Here is a 21,176-nt window from a genome sequence, read left to right on the forward strand (position 1 = left end):
TGCCATTTTTACACGCTTCACCGTACCCGTTTGTTATGGAGATTGATTATGACCATGCCCGCACTACAGATTGGGCCGACACCGCTTTGTTCTAACCGCATGCAGGTACACTCGATTACTCAGGAAACGCCTGATGTCTGGACGATTTCACTGGTTAATCATGATTTTTATCCGTATCAGCCGGGTCAGTATGCGTTAGTCAGCATTGCTAACAGCGCGGAAACGCTACGGGCTTATACGATCTCTTCTTCTCCGGGGCTCAGCCGTTTTGTTACTTTGACGGTGAGAAGGCTGGATGACGGTATCGGCTCACGCTGGCTGACCCAAACGCTGAAAGTCGGTGATTATCTGTGGCTGTCCGATGCTCAGGGCGAGTTTACCTGCGCCAACGCCGTCAGCGATCGCTACCTGATGGCAGCGGCAGGCTGCGGCGTCACGCCGATTATGTCGATGTGCCGCTGGCTGCTGGCAAACAAATCGCAAACCGATATCCACGTTATTTTCAACGTGCGCAATCCGCTACAGGTGATCTTCGCCAAAGAATGGCAGGATCTGGTGCAGCGCTATCCACAACAGCTGCATCTGACGCTGATGGCAGAATTTGACGCTGCGCCCGGCTTCCTCTCTGGACGTATCAGCGGCGACCTGCTGGTCGAACACGTGCCGGATATCGCCAGTCGCACCGTGATGACCTGCGGCCCAGCGCCGTACATGAATCAGATTGAAACTCTGAGTCAGCAGCTTGGCGTTGCCTCAAACCGCATCTTCAAAGAACAGTTCCGCTCGGCAGATGACGTGCTGGATGAAGACGCCGATCAGCTCACGCTGACCATCAGCCGTCCGCTGAAAAATCTGCGCGTGCCAGTGGGTATCAGCCTGTTGGCCGCACTGGAAGCCAATAAGGTACAGGTTATCGCCGCCTGCCGCGCTGGTGTTTGCGGAAGCTGTAAAACCCGTGTGCTATCCGGTAATTACACCACCAGCAGTACCATGACGCTAACACCAACTGAGATCGAACAGGGCTATGTTTTGGCCTGTAGTTGCCAGTTGCAAGGTGACACCGTTCTGGCCTGATACGCCCGCGTTTTACCCCCTTCTGTCCGGTAGCCTCTGCTATCGGGCAGGTAGGTCATGCTAAATTACGCTTGGTTTCAGGCGAGCATTAACCTCATACTTTTCATCGCTTTTTGCCTTTTCCCGATTATAGTAAGCCATGGTTATATTTTGCTGTGGAGCCGCTGGCACATGACATCCCCCTCAGCCCCGATCCTGATTCTGGGCGCAACTGGCTACATTGGCCGCCATTTAACCGAGCGATTGAGCAAACAAGGCAACCGAGTCATCGCTGCCGGTCGGAATACCGAATCCCTCGCGTCACGGAATTGGCCGGGCGTCGACTGCCAACAGGTTGATCTCGCTAAGCCAGAAAGCCTGCCTGATGGTCTGTGGGGCGCGGAGACGATCTATTATCTGGTGCACAGCATGGGCGACGGTGCGGACTTCGTCGCAAGAGAACGAATGACCGCCATGAACCTGCTGCTGGCACTGACCTCCAGCAAGGTAAAACAGATTATTTATCTGGGGTCTCTTCAGGCGAAAGACGATACCTCACCACATATGCAGGCACGCCAGATCACGGGAGATGTTTTACGCAGCAGCGGTATTCCCGTCACAGAGCTGCGTGCGGGTATTATTATCGGTACCGGTTCGGCGGCGTTCGAGATCATGCGCGATATGGTCTATAACCTGCCGATACTGACGCCGCCGCGCTGGGTGCGATCTAAATCGTCCCCCATTGCGCTGGAAAACCTGCTGGTGTATCTGATCGGTATCGCGCAGCACCCCGCAACAGAAAACCGCATCATGGATGCCGCAGGCCCCGAATACATCAGCTACCAGACCATGTTCGAGCGTTTCATTCAGATCAGTGGCAAACGCCGGTTGCTGATTCCCGTTCCCATGCCAACGCATCTGGTGTCCGTCTGGTTCTTGCATTTGGTGACATCGGTTCCCCCGTCTATCGCCCGCGCGCTGATTCAGGGATTAAAACACGATTTACAGGCCGATGGCCGCGAACTCCAGGCATTGATCCCACAAACGCTGATTAGCTTTGATGACGCCGTGCGCTTCACGCTGCAAAGCGAAATGGAGAGCATGCAGCAGGCCGACTGGGGTGATGATACCGAGGTCCGCGCACGCTGGAAGCCCAATTACGGCTTTTACCCTAAACAGGCGGGCCATACGATGGAGACAACCGCTTCCAGTCAGGCGCTCTGGCAGGTCATCCAGCAGGTCGGCGGGAAAGAAGGCTATTTTTACGCGAATACGCTGTGGAATATCCGAGCCCGGCTGGACGATCTCTGCGGCAACGGCGTGACTTACGGACGCCCTGAGCGTCCGACGCTGGAAGTGGGCGACAAGATTGACGGCTGGAAGGTTATCTCGATCAAGCCACAGCGTCAGTTGGTGCTGCTCTTCGGCATGAAAGCGCCGGGGCTGGGTAAACTCAACTTTACCATCACGGACAAAGGCACTCACCGAACCGTGGATGTCCGCGCCCGCTGGCACCCTTCCGGGTTCAACGGGCTGGTCTACTGGTTTCTGATGATGCCCGCTCACCTGTTTATCTTCCGTGGCATGGCGGCACGTATTGCGAAACTGGCAGAGAAGGAAGCTATTTAGCGGCTGCCGTATTTCTCCAGCAGCGCGTCGACAATCGCTTCACTCTGCGCATCGGGCTGTCCTTGATAGTTCTCAGGGCGGAAATGCATCTGGAAAGCGGCAATCACCTGCCGCTTCTCACGCGCGGTCATCAAGTCTTGCACGGAGTAACCATAGCGCCCCAGTTTCTCCAGCAGAACCGCTTCATCCACCGGCTGCATCGGCAGTCGTCCGTTCAAATAGAACGCGACCCGCTGCGCATCCGGCCAGGCACCAATGCCCGCTTGCGCTAACGCCTGCCAGGGGAACAGCGGCCCGGGGTCTTGTTTGCGCTGTGGAGCAATATCGCTATGCGCCACCACGTTCTGCGGGGCAATCTGGTAACGATCGACAATATCGCGGGCGATCGCAGTCACGAGCTGAATCTGCGGGGCGGTAAACGGCTCCCACGTATAGCCTGTTAACGTGCGCTGATAGCCGGCGTTTTCAATCTCAATACCAATCGAAGAATTATTCAGTCGACTAAATCCGCGCCAGCTACTGGCTCCCGCATGCCAGGCAACCTGAGATTCAGGCACCAGTTGCCAGGCAAGCGGCTTGCCGCGCTGCAAAGGTGGATGTGCTGGAATCAGGTAATGGGCGCTGACATGCTCATCCGTCAGAATATTCAGCGAGGTGGCAAAGTCTTCCGCCGTATAGTGAATCACCAGAAAGCGGATACGCGATTCCTGCGCCCGCGACTGCACTGCGGTCTCCAGCACATAATTATTCTGTTCTTTCAACGAGGAACCCGACTGGCAACCCGCCAACAGCCCCAGCGCTATGCAGACCATCCATTTCAACATTGTTATTCCTCCACAGGCCTTTGTCACTCCACCGTTTGTTTATATCATTCATGTATCTGTCCCCATTGCTGGAGTGAACATATCAAAAACAGGCAATGACACAATTTAATTTACGCTCTACCAAGCAACTCTTTTGATACTTGCTGTTTATGCAGTCCTCAGCGTTACCGGCTATAGGATTGAAATAGATTTCTTTCGCCCCTCGTAAAACACGAAAATTTATCATTTCACCGAACAAAAAATGAAATAAAAACACTCGTTTACAGTTAAAACATTTAGAACAATAATATTGTTCGCGCTATTTATTTGGTGGTGAATTATGAAACACAAACATTAAACACATACAAAACAAAAAACACATTTTTAAAAACAAACTAATATAAATAAACACCAAGCTACCGTATTGGCGAACATTATTATTTTTAAATCAGGAGATTGATATGGATAACATTGCCTTTCCTAAAGGAAATCTGAAGTACACAAACGACCACAGCCTAAAACTTCTGCGACTACAATCATCATTAGGTGAAAATATTCTTCTCGGTGTCGAAGCGATTGGCCTGGGATATAATCCATTTATCCCGAATGCTGGGTATGCAACCGTAAGCAGTGGGACTGTCCAACTGTTTGATTGGGCTTATGCAAACATGAAGAAAGTTTCCTTCATGCCAGAATTTGAGGTGCCAGACGTTGTAGATGTGCAACAGGAGGATCGCTCAAGCTATAGAAATATCACAGGTAAAACGATTACAGAGTACCAAAGTAAACTGGCAACAAACGTTGCCATGAAAGGGAACTACCATTTCTTTAGCGGATCATTGTCAATCGATTATGAAGAAAATTCATTGCGTAATGCCGAAAATGAATTCACCCGTATTCAGCAAACGATCAACCTTTGGTCTCTTCGATTGTACGTTATTAAATCCTTGCGGAGCCTTATGAAAGCAGAGATAAGAGAACAGTTAGATGAGCTGGATACCAATAACCCTCTATTTCCATGGTCGCCCAAGCCAGCTACGAAGGGTTAACCGGCCAATTAAGTGCAGAAAATCGCACAAAATACGGTGAATCCATCTCCAGTTTTTCGCAGTATTCAACATCGCATCAGGAGGTACTTGGCGGTAATGGTGGTTTAGCAAGCGGGGTTTTCACTGGCAAGGAAGGCTATCAGAAATGGGTGGACAGTGTTGGTTCGTCACCAGATTTTGTGGATTTCGTCCCTACAATGCCCATGGAAGAAATTTGGCGGCTGTGTGAGAACGAGCAGCAAGCCAATGCAATGGCATCACACTACAATAATGTTTGGGCACCAGAACAATCCGCTAAATATAAAATAAACCCAAACTATATTAATGAGCTGATAGTCATTACTGGTGGCAGTTCAACGATCACCCCCCGCCTGGCTATACTAAAATCCCCTATGATTTGAACAAAGGCTCTGACGGATATTTTATTTATCTTTGCTATCATGAACAAGAATGGATTTCTGATAACCCTAAACAAGCCATCACGAACATTCAGATTATTTACAATGATGAAAAAACACCCACAGGTTATATAAAGTTACCGCAAGATCTTAATAAAGGCGCAGATGGCGCTTATATTTACCTTTGCTATAAAAAAGAGGATTATCACCTTGATACAGCAATCAAAAAAATCACCGTCATAGGCGGAAATAATGCCGACATTAATGCACCCTACGGGTATAAAAAAATACCTGGCGATTTAAACAAGGGGGCAGACGGTCAATACATCTATGTTTGCACATTTGTAGAAGCCTAAAACAGACTCGCTACATTTTTGATTTCTCACGATAGCGGTTTCAATCTACGAACATAGCATTCATGTTCACCGTATCACACTCTCCCGAAAGGGAGAGTGTTCAATGAACTCACATGCCATCATCCGCTTCCTGTGCTTGATCTTTCAGAAGCATGCCACTTCGCGACAGAACGACCCCTTTTCACCTTCATCTATTGAGGTTCATCGCGTTTTAGCGTACATCAATAGAAAATGGCAGCGAAAGAGCCGATTGGCGACCCGCCAACAGCCCCAGCGCTATGCAGACCATCCATTTCAACATTGTTATTCCACTATTATGTCTCTTTTCCACACCGCCTCTTTGCCAACTCACCATGTTATCCAAGCGATTCTCGTCACTAGCGGCGAACTTTTACCGCAGTACCGCTCACGGTCACCATCAGCATGCTGCCGTCCTTCCCAACGGTTTCATAGTCAAGATCAATGCCCACAATCGCGTTTGCCCCTAAATCTTCGGCTTGCTCCTGTAACTCTTTGAACGCAATCTGCCTCGCCTTACGCAGCTCTTTCTCATAGGCACCAGAACGGCCGCCGACGACATCACGGATACTGGCAAAAAAGTCCCGGAAGATGTTTGCGCCCAGAATGGCTTCGCCGGTCACGACACCACAATATTCAGTGATGGTGAAACCTTCCAGACTTGGTGTGGTGGATAATTGCATGTTGTCTCCCTTCACTGCTTTTCTAATGGATGTTAAGTACACGTAAATATAAGTCGGCGGTACTGTTAGCACCCGCGATGAGAAAGCGAGCGCCCAGATTGTAAGCCGCTATTTTGTGCTATTATTTAATCAACAAATCGCTTATTGGCAAATTTTAACCCACGGTGATTGCATAACTATTCTGCCGACGTTAACATTCGCCGCATCAATGTCTATTCAATTCTTACGCATGAGTATTCAACTAAACGGCATTAACTGTTTCTACGGCACATACCAGGCGCTATTTGATATCACCCTCGATTGTCCTGCGGGCGAAACACTCGTGCTCCTTGGTCCCAGCGGTGCGGGAAAGAGCTCGCTGATACGCGTTCTTAATCTGTTGGAAATGCCGCGTTCTGGCAAGCTTTCCATCGCCGGTAATCAGTTTGATTTTCAGCGCACGCCATCCGACGGCGCGATCCGTGAATTGCGTCAGAACGTCGGAATGGTGTTCCAACAATATAATTTGTGGCCACATTTGACCGTGGTGCAGAATCTTATCGAAGCGCCCTGCCGCGTGCTGGGGCTGAGTAAAGAAGAAGCGAAAGCGCGGGCGGACAAGCTGCTCACGCGCCTGCGCCTCAATGACTTTGCCGATCGCTTCCCTCTCCATCTTTCTGGCGGACAGCAACAGCGTGTCGCGATTGCCCGTGCGTTGATGATGGAACCTCAGGTTCTGCTATTTGATGAACCGACTGCCGCGCTGGATCCAGAAATTACCGCTCAGGTCGTCAACATCATCCGTGAATTGGCAGAAACCGGGATTACGCAGGTGATTGTGACCCACGAAGTTGAATTTGCCCGTAAAACGGCCAGCCGTGTGGTTTACATGGAAAACGGCCGTATCGTTGAACAAGGGGATGCGACGCACTTTACCCAGCCGCAGACGCCTGAATTCGCGGGTTATTTGTCACATTGATTACTATCAGGAAAATGATAATGAAAAAATTGATTGTTGCAGCCTTATTCGCCGTTGGTGCCGCCTCTGCTAATGCTGCGGACACCATCCGTTTCGCGACTGAAGCGTCCTACCCTCCGTTCGAATTTGTCGATGCCAATAACCAGATCCAAGGTTTTGATATCGATCTGGCCAATGCGCTGTGCAAAGAAATGCAGGCGACCTGCACATTCAGCAATCAGGCTTTCGACAGCCTGATCCCTGGTCTGAAATTCCGTCGTTTTGAAGCGGTCATCGCGGGAATGGATATTACGCCTGAACGTCAGCAGCAGGTGTCATTCACCCAGCCTTACTATGACAACTCCGCTCAGTTTATTGCCCAGAAAGGGAAAGTTGCCGATATCGCCGCGCTGACCGGCAAACGCGTTGGGGTACAGAATGGTACCACCCACCAGAAATACCTGATGGAAAAACATAGCGATATCAAAACCGTGCCATACGACAGCTACCAGAATGCCGTGCTGGATCTGAAAAATGGTCGTCTGGATGCCGTGTTCGGTGATACCGCCGTGGTGAACGAATGGCTGAAACAGAACGATGCGCTGGCAACCGTTGGTCAGAACGTGACGGATAAAGGTTACTTCGGTATCGGTTTGGGCATCGCCGTGCGCCAGAACAACGATGAGTTGCTGAAAAAATTCGACGATGCGCTCAACAAAATCAAGCAGGATGGCACTTACGAGACCATCTACAAAAAATGGTTCCAGCAGTAATCTGACGCTCAATGATTGAATTTCAACCTCTTGCAAGCGCCGCCGGGATGACCGTCGGCCTTGCCGTTTGTGCACTGGTGCTCGGCCTCGTGCTGGCGATGCTGTTTGCCGTTTGGGAAACTGTCCGCTGGAAAGCTGTTAGCTGGACGGGAACCGCCGTCGTGACGCTGTTGCGCGGCCTGCCAGAAATTCTGGTCGTGCTGTTCATCTATTTCGGCTCTTCTCAACTGCTGATGATGCTGGCAGACGGCTTTACTCTGAATCTCTTCATCGTGCAGATTCCGGTAAAACTGGATATCGGCATGTTTGAAATCAGCCCATTCCTGTGCGGCGTGATTGCGCTGGCGCTGCTGTATGCGGCCTACGCTTCCCAAACGCTGCGCGGCGCACTGAAAGCCGTCCCGCAAGGGCAATGGGAATCGGGTCAGGCGCTGGGGCTCAGTAAATCCGCGATCTTTTTCCGTCTGATCATGCCGCAGATGTGGCGTCACGCCCTGCCGGGATTAGGCAATCAGTGGCTGGTATTGCTGAAAGATACCGCGCTGGTATCGCTGATCAGCGTGAACGATTTGATGCTGCAAACCAAAAGTATTGCGACACGGACGCAAGAGCCCTTCACTTGGTACGTTGTCGCGGCGGCGATCTATTTGATTATTACGCTGTTAAGTCAGTATGTGCTGAAACGCATTGAACTGCGCACCACGCGTTTTGAGCGGAGGCCTTCCTGATGCTCGCTTATTTACCTGAGCTAGTAAAAGGCCTGCATACCAGCCTGACCTTAACTGCCGTTTCCATCGTCGTAGCGCTGGTGTTATCACTGCTGCTGACTGTCGTACTGACGCTCAAAACGCCTGTCATATCGCTGTTGGCGAAAGGCTACATTACGCTGTTTACCGGTACGCCGCTGCTGGTGCAAATCTTCCTGATTTACTATGGGCCCGGACAGTTTACTTCTATCCAGCAAATCCCCTGGCTGTGGCACCTGCTTTCGCAGCCGTGGCTGTGTGCGATGGTGGCGCTGGCGCTCAATAGTGCAGCGTATACTACGCAGCTGTTCTATGGTGCAGTAAAAGCGATTCCCGCTGGACAGTGGCAATCCTGTGCCGCGTTGGGCATGGATCAGAAGCAAACATTACGTATTTTGCTGCCGTTTGCGTTTAAACGTGCTCTGTCTTCTTATTCAAATGAAGTGGTGCTGGTGTTTAAGAGTACGTCACTGGCTTACACTATCACGCTGATGGAAGTCATGGGCTACAGCCAGTTGATGTACGGCCGGACGTATGATGTGATGGTGTTTGGTGCCGCTGGGATTATCTACCTGTGCGTCAATGGGCTACTGACGTTGCTAATGCGCTGGGTTGAGCGTCGCTCACTGGCATTCGAGCGCCGTAATTAATCCTTATCGCCCTTATCCGCGCATTATCCGATTATAAAGCAGGCTTTGATAGCCTGCTTTTTTATGGCGTGCCATCCCTGGCCGCCCCCTTACGGGCCGTTGCTGACGCAACGTTAAAAATTTCTCCCGAAAATTTTTTATGGCGTGCTGATGTAAAAACATGCAACAAATCGACTTGTTAATCATTTTAATTGCATATAAATTCAATAAATGGCATGGTAATCGCCATGACGTCGGAACCCTTCCGCACATATATTCATACCCTAAATAATTCGAGTTTCAGGAAGGCGACAAGAGAAGGCATCCCGATGAGCTTACATAAGTAAGTGATTCGGGTGAGCGACAAATCTGCCAGAGGTGGATTTGAACGCTGCTTGCAGCGGCCCCAACGGGGTGAGGTACACGTAAGTGTACCGAGTAATGCAGCCAACGCACATGCAACTTGAAGTATGACGGGTATGAACTATAAGAAAAACAGACAGGAGTAGGTAATGAAAAAATTAGTGCTCGCCACGTTACTGGCAGGAATCGCCTTCAGCGCCACCGCCGCAGACACCATCCGTTTTGCGTCATCAGCCACCTACCCGCCATTTGAGTCACTGGATGCCAGTAACGAAATCGTCGGTTTCGATATGGATCTGGCGAAAGCGCTGTGTAAGCAAATGCAGGCTACTTGTACGTTCACCAATCAGGCGTTTGACAGCCTGATCCCTGCGCTGAAATTCCGTCGCTATGACGCAGTGATTTCCGGTATGGACATCACGCCAGAGCGTAGCAAGCAAGTCGCGTTCACGCAGCCTTACTATGCCAACTCCGCCGTGGTTATCGCGCAGAAAGGGAAATTCAGCGACTTTGCCGCGATGAAGGGCAAACGCATTGGTATGGAAAACGGCACCACGCACCAGAAATACATGCACGATAAGCACCCGGAAGTGCAAACCGTTTCTTATGACAGCTATCAGAATGCGGTGCTGGATCTGAAAAATGGCCGTATTGATGGCGTATTCGGTGATACCGCTGTCGTCAACGAGTGGATCAAGACGAATCCTGAACTGGCAACGGTTGGCGAACATGTGACTGACGCAGAATACTTCGGCACCGGACTGGGCATCGCCGTTCGCCCCGATGACAAAGCACTGCTGGAGAAGTTAAACAAAGCGCTGGATGCCATCAAAGCTGACGGCACTTACAAAACCATTAACGACAAGTGGTTCCCACAATAAGATCCACTTAGCTTAACGCGGTGTGATACACCGCGTTATTGAACGTTTCCACTATTCCATGTCAGATAGTCTAAAGGTTTCGTGCGTGTTAATTACAGTATTCTTTTGTCATTTCATCACACGCCCGACAAGGAGCGCTCAACCGCCGCAGCTCCTTGACCTCTGGCTTTGAAGGCGTGAATTATGCCGCTGCGCGGTCCCATCGGCGTTCATGACCGCTAATCGAGCCGCCAGTGACGCGTTCCCGACGCGGCACTGACTTTCGCGGCATCCATGCCGCTCACTCGGCGGTCAAGCCCACCGATGCATAATTTTTTACGCCTTTTATAGCAAATCCCACAAAGCATTCAGATGTCCTGACTTTGCCCTAGTCATCAATGCGCTTCAGTAACGTCAGTACTTCGTAGTGCGCCGTATGCGGGAACATGTCGAACAGCTGTACGCGCAGCGCACGGTAATTCGCTAGTTCCGTCATGTCTTTCGCCATGCTTTCAGCGTTACAGCTGGAGTAGAGAATATAGCCCGGTGCCATGCGGCTCAGGTAGGCACACAGTTCGCTGCCGATACCGCGGCGCGGCGGATTGACCAACACCAGATCGGGGATTTCCGCTTTAGCCGTCGCGAACTGCGTTGAATCCAGCGCCTGAAACTCCACCTGCTTCAATCCTAACTGTTCCGCAGAGCGACGCGCACAGGCTATCGCCTCAGCGCTGATTTCAATGCCCGTCAGACGCATCTCAGGTGACGCACAGTGCAGGCCAAAACCCCCTACCCCGCAAAACAGATCCCACATACTAGTAATGTTCAACTCTGCAACCCAATCGCGTGCCGTCGCATAGAGCGCGGCTGCCACTTGCGGGTTCGTCTGGAAAAAGCTTTGCGGGCGGATATACAGCGGCACTTGATTGAATTGTTCAGCCAGCGCAGCTGCGTCACTCAGGATAATCTCCGTTTTCCCTTCCATAATCGCCTGATGTACAGGCTGGATATTGGCAGATATCACCTCAAGCTGAGGTAATTGCTGCTGTAGCCACGGCAATGCGGCACGCAACTGCGCCAGCTTGGTGTCTGAGCGCAAGACAAAACGCAGCATGAACGTACCGTGCTGCGTACTTTCCGTCAGCAGCAGGTATTTCAGTTCCCCGCGACGTCGAGCCACGTTATAAGGCGTCAGCCCTGCCCGAGCAATGAAGACTTTCAGCACATCGAAAACCGGCACGAAGCTGGACGGATAAAGCGGACAATCGCAGAGATCCACCGCCGTTCCATCACGATGCAGCATCCCCAGCAGCGGGCGTTCCACGCTGCCGCTTACCACCATTTTGGCTTTATTACGAAATGCAGACTGCGCAGAGGGTTGCACGGGCAACCAGCGCTGCACGGCGTGCGGTTGCAGCAAATCTTCAAGATGCTGTTGCTTATCAGACAATTGCTGCGGGTAGGCTTTTTCCAACCATTGGCAGGAACGACAGGTTCCCGTGCTGTAGCGGGCACAATGCATAAAAATCTAACTATTAAAATAATACGGAATGCGAGGATTATATCACTCTGGCGGCGTCACCCTGCGACCTTTTACTGATTCATGGTGACGCCAGCAGCCAGATTAGCTCATAAGAGAGACATATCTATTTCTGCCGCGTAAAAAAACGCTTACTGCGTCGTGGCAAAAACAATAAAACAATCACCAGAAGATCCGGGATCTTTTGCAACAGAAGTTGATGCAGCACGGCAGCATTGTTCTCTCCTGAGATATGAAATATCGCCGGCATAAGTTCACTGAGCGACGCCAGCAGCAGGTAACACACGACGACAGCCTGGCAGGCCACATAGCCCCACCGTCCCCAGTTCGCCCCCGCCAAAACAGCAAAGCCACAGCGAATTTCAACGCCGACGATAACCAGCGATAGCAGTAACACCAGCGTCGAATCCCAAGCCTCTGCGTTGCTGCCAATCCAGCCGCTCAAATCGCTGAACCCTAGCTCCCAGACAAGCAGCAGAATCCCCAAAACACGAGTAGCAATAATCGCAATCCCCGCCACCATCACGGGCACCGGGGCATAAACTTTGCGTTGTGTTATTTCCTTTTTCATATACAGAATTTCAACGCTCTCCCTTCATGCGGTATTTACCCGCCAAAAATACAGCATCAATATAAAGTCTGATGCCAATATAAAACTTGCTAGTCATACAAAATTTGATTGCCATACAAAACAGCAACGCCCCCATACTCTGGCGGCGTTGCTGGAAATCTTCGCTAGGCTAACAAATTACGATGAGAAATCGAATCAGCCGCGTCTCGCTTTTTGCATATCGCGATAGCGCTGCTTCTCTGCTCTCGCCATAAACCACCAAGCGATAAACCCAATAATACCAACGACTAACAATATCAGGGAAGCCAAGGCGTTAATTTGTGGATTAACGCCCATTCTGACGCTGGAGAACACTAGCATTGGCAACGTTGTCGAGCCGGGCCCTGCTACGAAGCTGGCGATGACCAGATCGTCCAGCGACAGCGTAAACGCTAGCAGCCAGCCGGAAAGCAGCGCGGGAGCAATCATCGGCACCGTGATAATGAAGAACACCTTGAGCGGATTCGCACCCAGATCCATCGCGGCTTCTTCAATCGAACGATCAAGTTCACGCAGGCGAGCACTGATCACCACGGTGACATACGCGGTACAGAACGTGACGTGCGCCAGCCAGATGGTGAACATTCCTCGTTCTGCTGGCCACCCAATAGCATGCCCTAATGCCACAAAGAGCAACAGCAGCGACAGACCGGTGATCACATCAGGCATAACCAGCGGTGCCGTCAGCATAAAGGCAAAGCCATTGGAGCCACGGAAGCGGCCAAAACGCACCATGACCACGGCGGCGATCGTTCCAAGAATCACCGCCATCGTGGCCGAGGCGGCGGCAATGGTCAGGCTCAAGAGCACGGCGCTGATCATCGCCGTATTGTGGAACAACTCGACGTACCAACGTGCCGACCAGCCAGCCCATACGGTCACCAGCTTGGAGCTGTTGAACGAGTAGATCACCAGCATCAGCATCGGCGCATAGAGGAACGTAAAGCACAGTACCAAAATCACAATACGCCACGGTGAGCGAACAACAGGTAAATTATTCACGCTTCACCCTCCGCGCTTTTGCTCTGATGTTTGTGGAACCAGATAATCGGCATAATCAACAGCAGCAGCATGACGACGGCAACGGCAGACGCTACCGGCCAATCGCGGTTATTGAAGAACTCCTGCCACAGAATACGGCCAATCATGATGCTATCCGGCCCGCCGAGCAGTTCTGGAATCACGTACTCCCCTACCGCAGGGATGAAGACCAGCATTGAACCCGCAATAATTCCGCCTTTCGTTAAGGGGACGATCACGCTGAAGAAGGTTCTCAGCGGTCGCGCGCCCAGATCCAACGACGCTTCCACTAACGAATAGTCCAGCCGCATCAACGCGGTATAGATCGGCAACACCATAAACGGCAGATAGGAATACACGACGCCGATATAAACCGCCAAATTGGTGTGCAAAATGACCAGCGGTTCATCAATCACACCTAGCCACAGCAGGAAGTTATTCAGGATTCCGTTATTTTTCAGAATCCCCATCCAGGCGTAGACGCGAATCAGGAATGATGTCCACGATGGAAGAATCACCAGCAACAACAAGATATTACGCGTTGACGGCCTACTGTGTGCCACCGCCCAGGCCAGCGGGTAGCCGATGAGCAGACAGCACAGCGTCGACACAGCAGCAACCTGAAGCGATTGCATATAAGCATCGAAATACAGCGGATCGTCCAACAAATGCAGGTAGTTCCCAAGGTTCAGGGAAATATCCAGTTTGTCGTCCATCCACGAAACCAGATCGGTATAAGGCGGGATCGCCCGCGCCATCTCTGCAAGACTGATTTTGAACACGATCAGGAACGGCAGCATGAACAGCAGCAGCAGCCACAGATACGGCAGCGCGATGACTAGCTTGCGCCCGTGTTTTTGACGCCAGCGCGCTATGAGTACGCGGAGCCAGAGTCTGGCCTTGCCCGGTGGTTCCGCCGTGTTATGTTCGGGAAATGAAGTCATGGTATTTTCCTCGCTACACCGTCAGAACCACACAGCTATCCGCATCCCAACACAGCCGAACCTCATCTCCCCAGGTCGGCATGCCTTTGCGATAGCGGTAGGCATTTTGTAACTGCGCGCTGATAGTTTGCCCGCTGTTGAGCCTGACGTGGTAAATCGACAAGTCGCCCAGATAGGCGATATGCACCACTTCCCCTACCGCGAAGTTACAACCATCGGCCGGAACCTCTTCGCACAGCATGATTTTCTCAGGGCGCAACGCGATGTAGACCGGAACGCCATCGACCACCGAGACATCCGAATCCACCTTCAGCGGATGCACCAGTCCGGGGCTTTTAATGATCAGCGCATCGTCCTGACGTTCCTGCAAGATCCCTTCAAACATATTGACTGAGCCGATGAACTCCGCGCTGAAACGCGTGTTCGGGTGCTCATAAATCTCTTCCGGCTCGCCAATCTGTACGAATTTACCGCGATTCATAATAGCAATACGACCCGCCATGGTCATCGCTTCTTCCTGATCGTGCGTCACCATCACGCAGGTCACGCCCACGCGTTCCAGAATATCGACAACTTCAAGCTGCATACGGTCACGTAATTTTTTGTCCAGCGCCCCCATTGGTTCGTCCAGCAATAGCAGTTTGGGACGCTTCGCCAGACTACGAGCCAACGCAACACGCTGACGCTGGCCGCCGGAAAGTTGATGCGGTTTACGATTGGCAAACTCCTGCATGTGCACCAGCGACAGCATCTCTTCCACACGATCTTTAATTTCTGCGCGCGGTAGCTTGTCCTGCTTCAGACCAAACGCGATATTCTTTTCCACCGTCATGTGTGGGAACAGCGCATAAGACTGGAACATCATATTGATAGGACGCTGGTAAGGCGGCACCAATGACAAATCCTGACCATCCAGAACAATCTGCCCCTGTGTGGGAAGCTCAAAACCTGCCAGCATGCGCAGCAGCGTGGATTTTCCACAGCCAGAGGCACCCAGCAGAGCAAAAATTTCACCTTTATAAATCGTCAGGCTGACATCATCGACGGCGGCCTGACCATCGAACGACTTCGTCAGGTTGCGCACTTCCAGCAGCGGCGTGGCCGCTTTTTGAGGTTTTGATTGAGGGCGGGGGATCGCGTCATTCACTTCGCATTGCTCTCCGGCAAAAGCAGAACAAGTCACACCGTGGATACCGCCATTCAGGGCTTTTGCATTCAGCAGTGTGACACAATATAGAGCGCGAACAGGCGGATTATCCGCCTGTTCGCCACATTTTATACCCATCCATTCTCTGGTTGCTGAAACCAGCAACCGTCAAGCGCGTGGGTAACGATTCAGATCCAAGAGGCTATTTGCCGCTTTTAACCTTAGTCCATGCACGAGTACGCGTACGGTCAATCTGAGGAGATTGCACTTTAAGCGTAAACAGTTTGGCGCGCACATCCGCTGGCGGATAAACGCCTGGGTTATTACGAATTTCTTCGTTCACCAACGGTAAGGAAGCCAGATTACCGCTCGCGTAATACACGTGGTTACTGATTTCAGCCATCACTTCTGGCTTCATCAGGTAATCCAGAAACGCATAGGTTTCATCCAGATTTTTAGCATCTTTCGGAATGGCGAGAACGTCAAAGAATGCCAGCGCGCCTTCTTTTGGAATGCTGTACTGGATATTCACGCCGTTCTTCGCTTCTTTCGCACGGTTCCCTGCCTGCAAAATGTCACCCGCCCAGCCTACCGCGACGCAGATATCGCCATTTGCCAGATCGTTAATGTATTGCGACGAATGGAAGTAGCGAATGTTCGGACGCAGTTTCAGCAGCAGATCGGTGGCAGAGGTGGTGTAATCACTCGGCTTGGTGCTGTTCGGATCTTTACCCTGATAGTTCAGCACGGTTGCAAAAATCTCTTCCGGTGCATCCAGAAAGGAGACGCCACAACTTTTCAGCTTTTCCAAATTTTCTGGCTTCAGCACCAAATCCCAGCTGTTAACCGGTGCATCAGCACCCAGCGCGGCTTTGACTTTCTCAACGTTATAGCCAATGCCCGTGGTCGCCCACAGGTAAGGCAGGGCATATTTATTGTCTGGATCGTGCTGTGCGATCAACTTCATCAGCTCAGGATCCAGATTTTTGTAATTCGGCAGTTTGCTCTTGTCTAATGGCTGAAACACTCCCGCAGAGAGCTGGCGCTCCAGGAAGCTAGCAGAAGGCACGACCAGATCAAAACCCGTGCTGCCCGCCATGAGCTTGCCTTCCAACACTTCGTTGGAGTCAAACACGTCATAGACGACCTTAATACCGGTTTCTTTCTGGAAATTGGCTAACGTGTTCGGTGCGATATAGTCGGACCAGTTATAAACATGCAGCGTTTTCTCTTCCGCAGATGCGGTGACGGACGCGGCCATCAGCAAGCCGGTAACAACACCCGATAGCCATTTTTTACGTTGGGTGAACATCCGTTCCTTCCTCCATACAAGGGGGTAATTCATGGGAGTTAATCTGTATCGTTCCGATACAAAATATATCCTGCCACGCTATCCAACCGGTGAATGAGTATGCACCGATTTTTATTCGCTCAGACACAGACATAGCCCTGATTTCGCTGTCTGTGTCTTACAGGAATAAAGCATAACCCCACAACATCGTGCGCACCATACTTGAACGTAAAAAATGGGTTTTAACGATTATTTATTCACATTTTATCGATGTGATGAAGGCGTTTAGCGGTAAACAAAGAGAAATATCTGGCAATAATGCGAAATAACCAGAATAAATGGCGGTGAAAGGAAAATAAGTAAAACCAATTGCTGCCGCTGGCAGCAACCGTATCAATGCAGATGTGAGGTGGTGACTCTGGCAGCAGAGCCCTCTTCTTCTTCGCCGATAAACAGCAGATTATTAGCACTGGCCTCAAGAATCACCATTGAGATCTGCTCTTCGGACTGCTGCATGAAATGTCTGAATTGTTCCAGCGTCATGCCAGCAGCCACACTGAATGATTGGCAGACGATCAGCTTCGGCAGATTATCGTCCTGAACGTCGATAAACGCCTTGACGGTCAACGAACTAGCATTGATTTGGCTCAGGTCGCCGACCAGAGGAATCAACGCGCTGGGCTTCACTTCGGCAAGTGCGGAAAACAGGATTACGTTATCTACCAGATCAACTTTCGCATCGAACACGCCATCAAAATTTTGCATATGAGGAAGATGGAGCGCCTGACAGGAATCACATTCGAAATACAGAATATTCAGTTGATCCAGCCACCGCCGTAGCATAGCCAAATCCGGGACGATGAGTGAATCCATCATAGTTGCCTCATACCTGTCGCCGTAAAGACAGCGTTGTTGAAAAAAGAGCACCGCTCACTCAGGAGCGATGTTAAAACAGAAACCGCCCTAAAACAGAAACGCGGCTAAAAACGGCACATAGCTTACGGAATATTGCGCGACGATGCCATGATAAAAGCGCCCCGCCACCCGCTTTCCTCGTTTCGCTTCACGGTGACACGCCGGAGAGCGCCGCTGTCCGGTGCCTACACGCCAATAAGCAACATCGTATTTTACGGCGCGGTCTCTGTTTCAGAAAGCTAACTTTTGCTTATTGTTGTCGATATTGCGAAGCGCCTCTGGGTATTTTGCTCAATAAACTCAATCATCATGTCGGCAATATCGAGCCCGGTCGTCGTTTCAATCCCTTCCAGCCCCGGCGAGGCGTTGACTTCCATCACCAGCGGCCCTCTATCGGCACGCAAAATATCGACGCCTGCAATATTCAGCCCCAGCGTTTTTGTCGCCTTGATGGCGATCGCTCGCTCCTTCGCCGTAATTTTCACTTTATTCGCTGACCCGCCGCGATGCAGATTTGAACGAAATTCCCCTGTTTTTGCCTGCCGCTCAATCGCCGCAACAACTCGGTTGCCGATCACAAAACAGCGGATATCTTTACCCTGCGCTTCATGCACGTATTCCTGCACCAGAATGTGCGCATTCAGCCCGCGAAAAGCATCAATCACGCTTTCCGCCGCCTGTCGCGTCTCGGCCAATACCACTCCGATTCCCTGTGTGCCTTCCACCAGTTTTACGACCAGCGGCGCACCACCCACCATCGCAATCAAATCGCCGGTATCATCCGGCGAGTGAGCAAATCCGGTGATCGGCAAGTCAATTCCTTCGCGGGCAAGCAGTTGCAGCGAATGCAGTTTGTCGCGGGCGCGAATGATAGCGACGGAATTATTCAACGGGTAGCTGCCCAGCATTTCAAACTGGCGCAATACCGCCGTACCATAAAACGTGATCTGTGAACCAATACGCGGAATAACCGCATCAAATTTATCCAGCCGACGCCCACGGTAATGCACCGATGGCGCTGCCGAATTGATATTCATGTAGCAGGAAAGTGGGTCAATAATCTCAATGCTGTGCTGGCGCGCCTCAGCCGCTTCACGCAGACGTTTGCAGGAATATAACGCCCCGTCACGAGACAGAATGGCTATCTTCATAAATATCCTACGGATACTAGCGTATCGCCCATTCTTGTTGATGTAAGTAGTCCAGCATAAAGGGACGTAACTCTTTTTTCAGCGTCCGTTCCACGTGCTCACTCCAGCTTTCACGACGGCTACCAGTACGTTGCAGATAATATTCCACCATTTGCTGGTCGTATTGCGCCAGCACATCGTGGTCGAGCGGCTGATAGACATTTTCATGCAGCAGCATAGCGGTTGGCATGCGCGGTTTCAGCATCGGTTCCGCGTCCGGATGCCCCAGACACAGGCCAAACAACGGCAGAACTAACGTTGGCAGCTGCAACAACCGCGTCACGTCAGCGATTCGATTGCGGATCCCGCCGATAAATACCCCGCCCAATCCCAATGACTCGGCAGCAACCAGTGCATTCTGCGCCATGATAGCGGTATCAACGCAGCCAATCAGCAATTGCTCCGCCAGCCCGGTTTCTGCCTGTGGGAAGATCGCCACATGCCGGTGGAAATCGGCACAAAAGACCCAAAACTCCGCCGCCTGCGCCACATAGCCTTGCTCACCGGTATAATGAACGAGCGTTTCCCGCACGGCAGGATCGGTAATACGGATAATTGAGCTGCATTGTAAAAAGCTGGAGCTGGACGCACTTTGTGCAGAGGTAATGATGGCGTGGCGTTGCTCATCCGTTATGGCCTGAGACGTAAACGCGCGAATAGAACGGTGGCGCTGTAGCAAATCAATCGTTGGTGTCACACTGGCATCCTTCAGTCGGTAAAGTTATTGCATCATCTATACCCTAAATAATTCAAGTTGCAGGACAAAACGTTAACGTTTTGAACAACGCAAAGCGTTGACCCTTTAGGGCGAGGCTCATCTATGGGCCTCGTAACGCGGCAAGCGAAGGACAAATTTGTCGGGAACGAATTTGACCAGCCAACGGCTGGCCTCTGGTGAGAGACAGGATGTCTCTCATTTCATCCCGATGAGCTTACTCAGGTAAGTGATTCGGGTGACTGACAAATCTGCCAGAGGCAGATTTGAACGCTGCTTGCAGCGGCCCCAACGGGGCGAGGTCCACGCAAGTGGAGCGAGTAGCGCAGCCAACGCACATGCAGCTTGAAGTATGACGGGTATAATAGCTTCAGCAAATCGTTGTAACAGGCAATGACTACTTTTTTTCATCAATGAATGCGGGCATAGTATTGATAAATTTCGGTATAGTAGCGCGATTCGCAGTAACCTCATTGACCGTAACACTTTTAGCCGTGACCTTGTCTGTAATAGGCGTCACGCTATCCGTTTCAAGAATGAGAACATTTTTCTAATTTTACAAAGGAGTTTACATGTTCGCTGTAATTTTCGGGCGCCCAGCTTGCCCTTATTGTGTACGTGCGAAAGAACTGGCAGAGAAACTAGCCGAGCAACGTGATGACTTCAGCTTTCGCTATGTAGACATCCACGCAGAAGGCATTTCGAAAGAAGATTTGTCCAAGACGGTTGGAAAGCCGGTTGAAACCGTACCGCAGATTTTCCTGGATGAAAAACACATCGGCGGCTGCACTGATTTTGAAGCCTATGCCAAAGAGCACCTGGCCCTATTCCAGTCATAATCATCAAGCTGACAAAACAGTAGATCATCAAACTGACAAAACAAGCGCGGCGACCGTCCGCGCTTTTTTATAGATTCAGAATAGAACCCTCTCAACGAAGATAGCGTCGATACAGACTCCGTAAACACAGCACGCCCATTGCACCCAGCACGCACCAAAAGACCGCGCTCATTACGTAGGCCAACTCTTGCCAGAAAGAACGCATCGGCGTATTCCACAAGTGGAGCACCAACAAGCATACGGGCATTGCTGCCAGCGCGCCAAACAGCGGGTAAAGCAGGCGACCGCGCGCAGAAAGAAAACAGGCCACCATGCCAGGCAGCAGAAAAAGCAACATTCCTGGACTACCGCGTAGCCCATCACTCACCGCAACCTCTGACACCTCAATCTTTTGACTCAGAAACACGACGGTGAACAATAAAAAACAGCAGGTCGCACCGACCCAGCCTTTATTTCTTGCCATAAATCGCCCCCACTCAATATGCCTCCCAACCTGCATCAACCAGAGACCGAAAATATGCGGCATGGTAAAATGATTGGTGTATCTATTCCCCGATACGAAAAACATGAGGCTTCGCTACGATTTATTCGACATACGGTTGTCCGCAGGAAAAGACGATAACCCAGCGTATTTCTTCAACAGCGACACCACAATCATTAAATTAAAC

23 protein-coding genes are annotated in these 21,176 nt (G+C 51.1%); 11 read left to right on the top strand and 12 right to left on the bottom strand.

The window, feature by feature from the left end; genetic code table 11:
* The first annotated feature begins 48 nt into the window (after positions 1–48).
* Both hcr and EO763_RS12970 read left to right on the top strand, forming a co-directional pair.
* Positions 49–1,074: an NADH oxidoreductase gene (gene hcr / locus EO763_RS12965; RefSeq protein WP_161529187.1), complete on the top strand. Its 1,026-nt coding sequence runs from the start codon at positions 49–51 to the stop codon at positions 1,072–1,074.
* 171 nt (positions 1,075–1,245) lie between these two features.
* Entirely contained in the window at positions 1,246–2,682 is a 1,437-nt protein-coding gene (locus tag EO763_RS12970) for a DUF2867 domain-containing protein (protein ID WP_161529188.1), read from the top strand.
* On the opposite strand, the gene EO763_RS12975 is transcribed toward EO763_RS12970, so the two are convergent.
* Positions 2,679–3,506, bottom strand: coding sequence for an N-acetylmuramoyl-L-alanine amidase (locus EO763_RS12975; RefSeq protein WP_161529189.1), 828 nt, complete (start codon positions 3,504–3,506; stop codon positions 2,679–2,681). The genes EO763_RS12970 and EO763_RS12975 overlap by 4 nt on opposite strands.
* 440 nt (positions 3,507–3,946) lie before the next feature.
* Between EO763_RS12975 and EO763_RS12980 the strand changes: the two genes are divergently transcribed.
* Genes EO763_RS12980 through EO763_RS12990 form a run of 3 tightly spaced genes read left to right on the top strand, consistent with a single transcriptional unit; the run spans position 3,947 to position 5,288 of the window.
* A complete protein-coding gene (locus EO763_RS12980) occupies positions 3,947–4,534 on the top strand; it encodes a hypothetical protein (RefSeq protein ID WP_161529190.1) in 588 nt (195 codons plus the stop codon).
* The gene (locus tag EO763_RS12985) at positions 4,504–4,935 is read left to right on the top strand and encodes a hypothetical protein (protein ID WP_161529191.1); all 432 of its coding nucleotides are present in this window, start codon (positions 4,504–4,506) and stop codon (positions 4,933–4,935) included. Before EO763_RS12980 ends, EO763_RS12985 begins: the two co-directional genes overlap by 31 nt.
* Positions 4,932–5,288 (top strand): hypothetical protein, encoded by a 357-nt coding sequence (locus EO763_RS12990; protein WP_161529192.1) that lies wholly within the window; start codon positions 4,932–4,934, stop codon positions 5,286–5,288. The genes EO763_RS12985 and EO763_RS12990 overlap by 4 nt, the downstream gene beginning before the upstream one ends.
* 377 nt (positions 5,289–5,665) lie before the next feature.
* Here the strand turns inward: EO763_RS12990 and EO763_RS12995 are convergent, their stop codons facing one another.
* Positions 5,666–5,989 carry a heavy metal-binding domain-containing protein gene (locus EO763_RS12995; protein WP_010306414.1) on the bottom strand — a complete coding sequence of 108 codons (324 nt, stop codon included), beginning with the start codon at positions 5,987–5,989 and terminating at the stop codon, positions 5,666–5,668.
* A 229-nt stretch (positions 5,990–6,218) separates the two neighbouring features.
* Here EO763_RS12995 and artP point away from each other — a divergent pair, with 229 nt between their 5' ends.
* From artP to artJ (EO763_RS13020), 5 genes are all read left to right on the top strand, one after another.
* Positions 6,219–6,947 carry an arginine ABC transporter ATP-binding protein ArtP gene (gene artP / locus EO763_RS13000; protein WP_279629364.1) on the top strand — a complete coding sequence of 243 codons (729 nt, stop codon included), beginning with the start codon at positions 6,219–6,221 and terminating at the stop codon, positions 6,945–6,947.
* A gap of 20 nt (positions 6,948–6,967) precedes the next feature.
* Positions 6,968–7,699, top strand: coding sequence for an arginine ABC transporter substrate-binding protein (gene artJ, locus EO763_RS13005; protein ID WP_039513914.1), 732 nt, complete (start codon positions 6,968–6,970; stop codon positions 7,697–7,699).
* A gap of 11 nt (positions 7,700–7,710) precedes the next feature.
* A complete protein-coding gene (artQ, locus tag EO763_RS13010) occupies positions 7,711–8,427 on the top strand; it encodes an arginine ABC transporter permease ArtQ (RefSeq protein ID WP_015839956.1) in 717 nt (238 codons plus the stop codon).
* Positions 8,427–9,095, top strand: coding sequence for an arginine ABC transporter permease ArtM (artM, locus tag EO763_RS13015; RefSeq protein ID WP_161529193.1), 669 nt, complete (start codon positions 8,427–8,429; stop codon positions 9,093–9,095). The genes artQ and artM overlap by 1 nt, the downstream gene beginning before the upstream one ends.
* A 491-nt stretch (positions 9,096–9,586) precedes the next feature.
* Positions 9,587–10,318, top strand: a complete 732-nt coding sequence (artJ, locus tag EO763_RS13020; RefSeq protein WP_010306608.1) for an arginine ABC transporter substrate-binding protein — start codon at positions 9,587–9,589, stop codon at positions 10,316–10,318.
* A 367-nt stretch (positions 10,319–10,685) separates the two neighbouring features.
* Here artJ (EO763_RS13020) and rlmC read toward each other — a convergent pair whose 3' ends face one another.
* The 9 genes from rlmC to nfsA form a co-directional block, all read right to left on the bottom strand.
* A complete protein-coding gene (rlmC, locus tag EO763_RS13025) occupies positions 10,686–11,819 on the bottom strand; it encodes a 23S rRNA (uracil(747)-C(5))-methyltransferase RlmC (protein ID WP_161529194.1) in 1,134 nt (377 codons plus the stop codon).
* A 124-nt stretch (positions 11,820–11,943) separates the two neighbouring features.
* Positions 11,944–12,396 carry a YbjO family protein gene (locus EO763_RS13030; protein WP_161530390.1) on the bottom strand — a complete coding sequence of 151 codons (453 nt, stop codon included), beginning with the start codon at positions 12,394–12,396 and terminating at the stop codon, positions 11,944–11,946.
* Positions 12,397–12,603: 207 nt separating this feature from the next.
* Complete coding sequence (potI, locus tag EO763_RS13035) at positions 12,604–13,449, bottom strand: putrescine ABC transporter permease PotI (RefSeq protein WP_039357800.1); 846 nt, start codon at positions 13,447–13,449, stop codon at positions 12,604–12,606.
* Positions 13,446–14,411, bottom strand: a complete 966-nt coding sequence (gene potH / locus EO763_RS13040) for a putrescine ABC transporter permease PotH (protein WP_161529195.1) — start codon at positions 14,409–14,411, stop codon at positions 13,446–13,448. Before potH ends, potI begins: the two co-directional genes overlap by 4 nt.
* Positions 14,412–14,424: 13 nt before the next feature.
* The gene (gene potG / locus EO763_RS13045; RefSeq protein WP_039489921.1) at positions 14,425–15,558 is read right to left on the bottom strand and encodes a putrescine ABC transporter ATP-binding subunit PotG; all 1,134 of its coding nucleotides are present in this window, start codon (positions 15,556–15,558) and stop codon (positions 14,425–14,427) included.
* 202 nt (positions 15,559–15,760) lie between these two features.
* Complete coding sequence (gene potF, locus EO763_RS13050) at positions 15,761–16,870, bottom strand: spermidine/putrescine ABC transporter substrate-binding protein PotF (RefSeq protein WP_161529196.1); 1,110 nt, start codon at positions 16,868–16,870, stop codon at positions 15,761–15,763.
* 372 nt (positions 16,871–17,242) lie between these two features.
* On the bottom strand, positions 17,243–17,722 hold the full coding sequence (locus EO763_RS13055; RefSeq protein ID WP_010306638.1) for a type III secretion system chaperone family protein: 480 nt from the start codon (positions 17,720–17,722) through the stop codon (positions 17,243–17,245).
* A 281-nt stretch (positions 17,723–18,003) separates the two neighbouring features.
* On the bottom strand, positions 18,004–18,915 hold the full coding sequence (gene rimK / locus EO763_RS13060; RefSeq protein ID WP_161529197.1) for a 30S ribosomal protein S6--L-glutamate ligase: 912 nt from the start codon (positions 18,913–18,915) through the stop codon (positions 18,004–18,006).
* Positions 18,916–18,931: 16 nt separating this feature from the next.
* A complete protein-coding gene (nfsA, locus tag EO763_RS13065) occupies positions 18,932–19,651 on the bottom strand; it encodes an oxygen-insensitive NADPH nitroreductase (RefSeq protein WP_161529198.1) in 720 nt (239 codons plus the stop codon).
* 590 nt (positions 19,652–20,241) lie between these two features.
* Between nfsA and EO763_RS13070 the strand changes: the two genes are divergently transcribed.
* Entirely contained in the window at positions 20,242–20,508 is a 267-nt protein-coding gene (locus EO763_RS13070; protein ID WP_010277298.1) for a GrxA family glutaredoxin, read from the top strand.
* 91 nt (positions 20,509–20,599) lie between these two features.
* Here EO763_RS13070 and EO763_RS13075 read toward each other — a convergent pair whose 3' ends face one another.
* Positions 20,600–20,971 carry an inner membrane protein YbjM gene (locus EO763_RS13075; protein WP_010306649.1) on the bottom strand — a complete coding sequence of 124 codons (372 nt, stop codon included), beginning with the start codon at positions 20,969–20,971 and terminating at the stop codon, positions 20,600–20,602.
* Positions 20,972–21,176 lie beyond the last annotated feature (205 nt).

It is taken from the genome of Pectobacterium odoriferum (assembly GCF_009931295.1).
GTDB classification, from domain to species: Bacteria; Pseudomonadota; Gammaproteobacteria; order Enterobacterales; family Enterobacteriaceae; genus Pectobacterium; species Pectobacterium odoriferum.

Coding starts and splice junctions, on each gene's coding strand:
- hcr (WP_161529187.1), top strand. CDS start 49: ATGACCATGCCCGCACTACAGATTGGGCCGACACCGCTTTGTTCTAAC.
- EO763_RS12970 (WP_161529188.1), top strand. CDS start 1,246: ATGACATCCCCCTCAGCCCCGATCCTGATTCTGGGCGCAACTGGCTAC.
- EO763_RS12975 (WP_161529189.1), bottom strand. CDS start 3,506: ATGTTGAAATGGATGGTCTGCATAGCGCTGGGGCTGTTGGCGGGTTGC.
- EO763_RS12980 (WP_161529190.1), top strand. CDS start 3,947: ATGGATAACATTGCCTTTCCTAAAGGAAATCTGAAGTACACAAACGAC.
- EO763_RS12985 (WP_161529191.1), top strand. CDS start 4,504: ATGGTCGCCCAAGCCAGCTACGAAGGGTTAACCGGCCAATTAAGTGCA.
- EO763_RS12995 (WP_010306414.1), bottom strand. CDS start 5,989: ATGCAATTATCCACCACACCAAGTCTGGAAGGTTTCACCATCACTGAA.
- artP (WP_279629364.1), top strand. CDS start 6,219: ATGAGTATTCAACTAAACGGCATTAACTGTTTCTACGGCACATACCAG.
- artJ (WP_039513914.1), top strand. CDS start 6,968: ATGAAAAAATTGATTGTTGCAGCCTTATTCGCCGTTGGTGCCGCCTCT.
- artQ (WP_015839956.1), top strand. CDS start 7,711: ATGATTGAATTTCAACCTCTTGCAAGCGCCGCCGGGATGACCGTCGGC.
- artM (WP_161529193.1), top strand. CDS start 8,427: ATGCTCGCTTATTTACCTGAGCTAGTAAAAGGCCTGCATACCAGCCTG.
- artJ (WP_010306608.1), top strand. CDS start 9,587: ATGAAAAAATTAGTGCTCGCCACGTTACTGGCAGGAATCGCCTTCAGC.
- rlmC (WP_161529194.1), bottom strand. CDS start 11,819: ATGCATTGTGCCCGCTACAGCACGGGAACCTGTCGTTCCTGCCAATGG.
- potH (WP_161529195.1), bottom strand. CDS start 14,411: ATGACTTCATTTCCCGAACATAACACGGCGGAACCACCGGGCAAGGCC.
- potF (WP_161529196.1), bottom strand. CDS start 16,870: ATGTTCACCCAACGTAAAAAATGGCTATCGGGTGTTGTTACCGGCTTG.
- EO763_RS13055 (WP_010306638.1), bottom strand. CDS start 17,722: ATGGATTCACTCATCGTCCCGGATTTGGCTATGCTACGGCGGTGGCTG.
- rimK (WP_161529197.1), bottom strand. CDS start 18,915: ATGAAGATAGCCATTCTGTCTCGTGACGGGGCGTTATATTCCTGCAAA.
- EO763_RS13070 (WP_010277298.1), top strand. CDS start 20,242: ATGTTCGCTGTAATTTTCGGGCGCCCAGCTTGCCCTTATTGTGTACGT.
- EO763_RS13075 (WP_010306649.1), bottom strand. CDS start 20,971: ATGGCAAGAAATAAAGGCTGGGTCGGTGCGACCTGCTGTTTTTTATTG.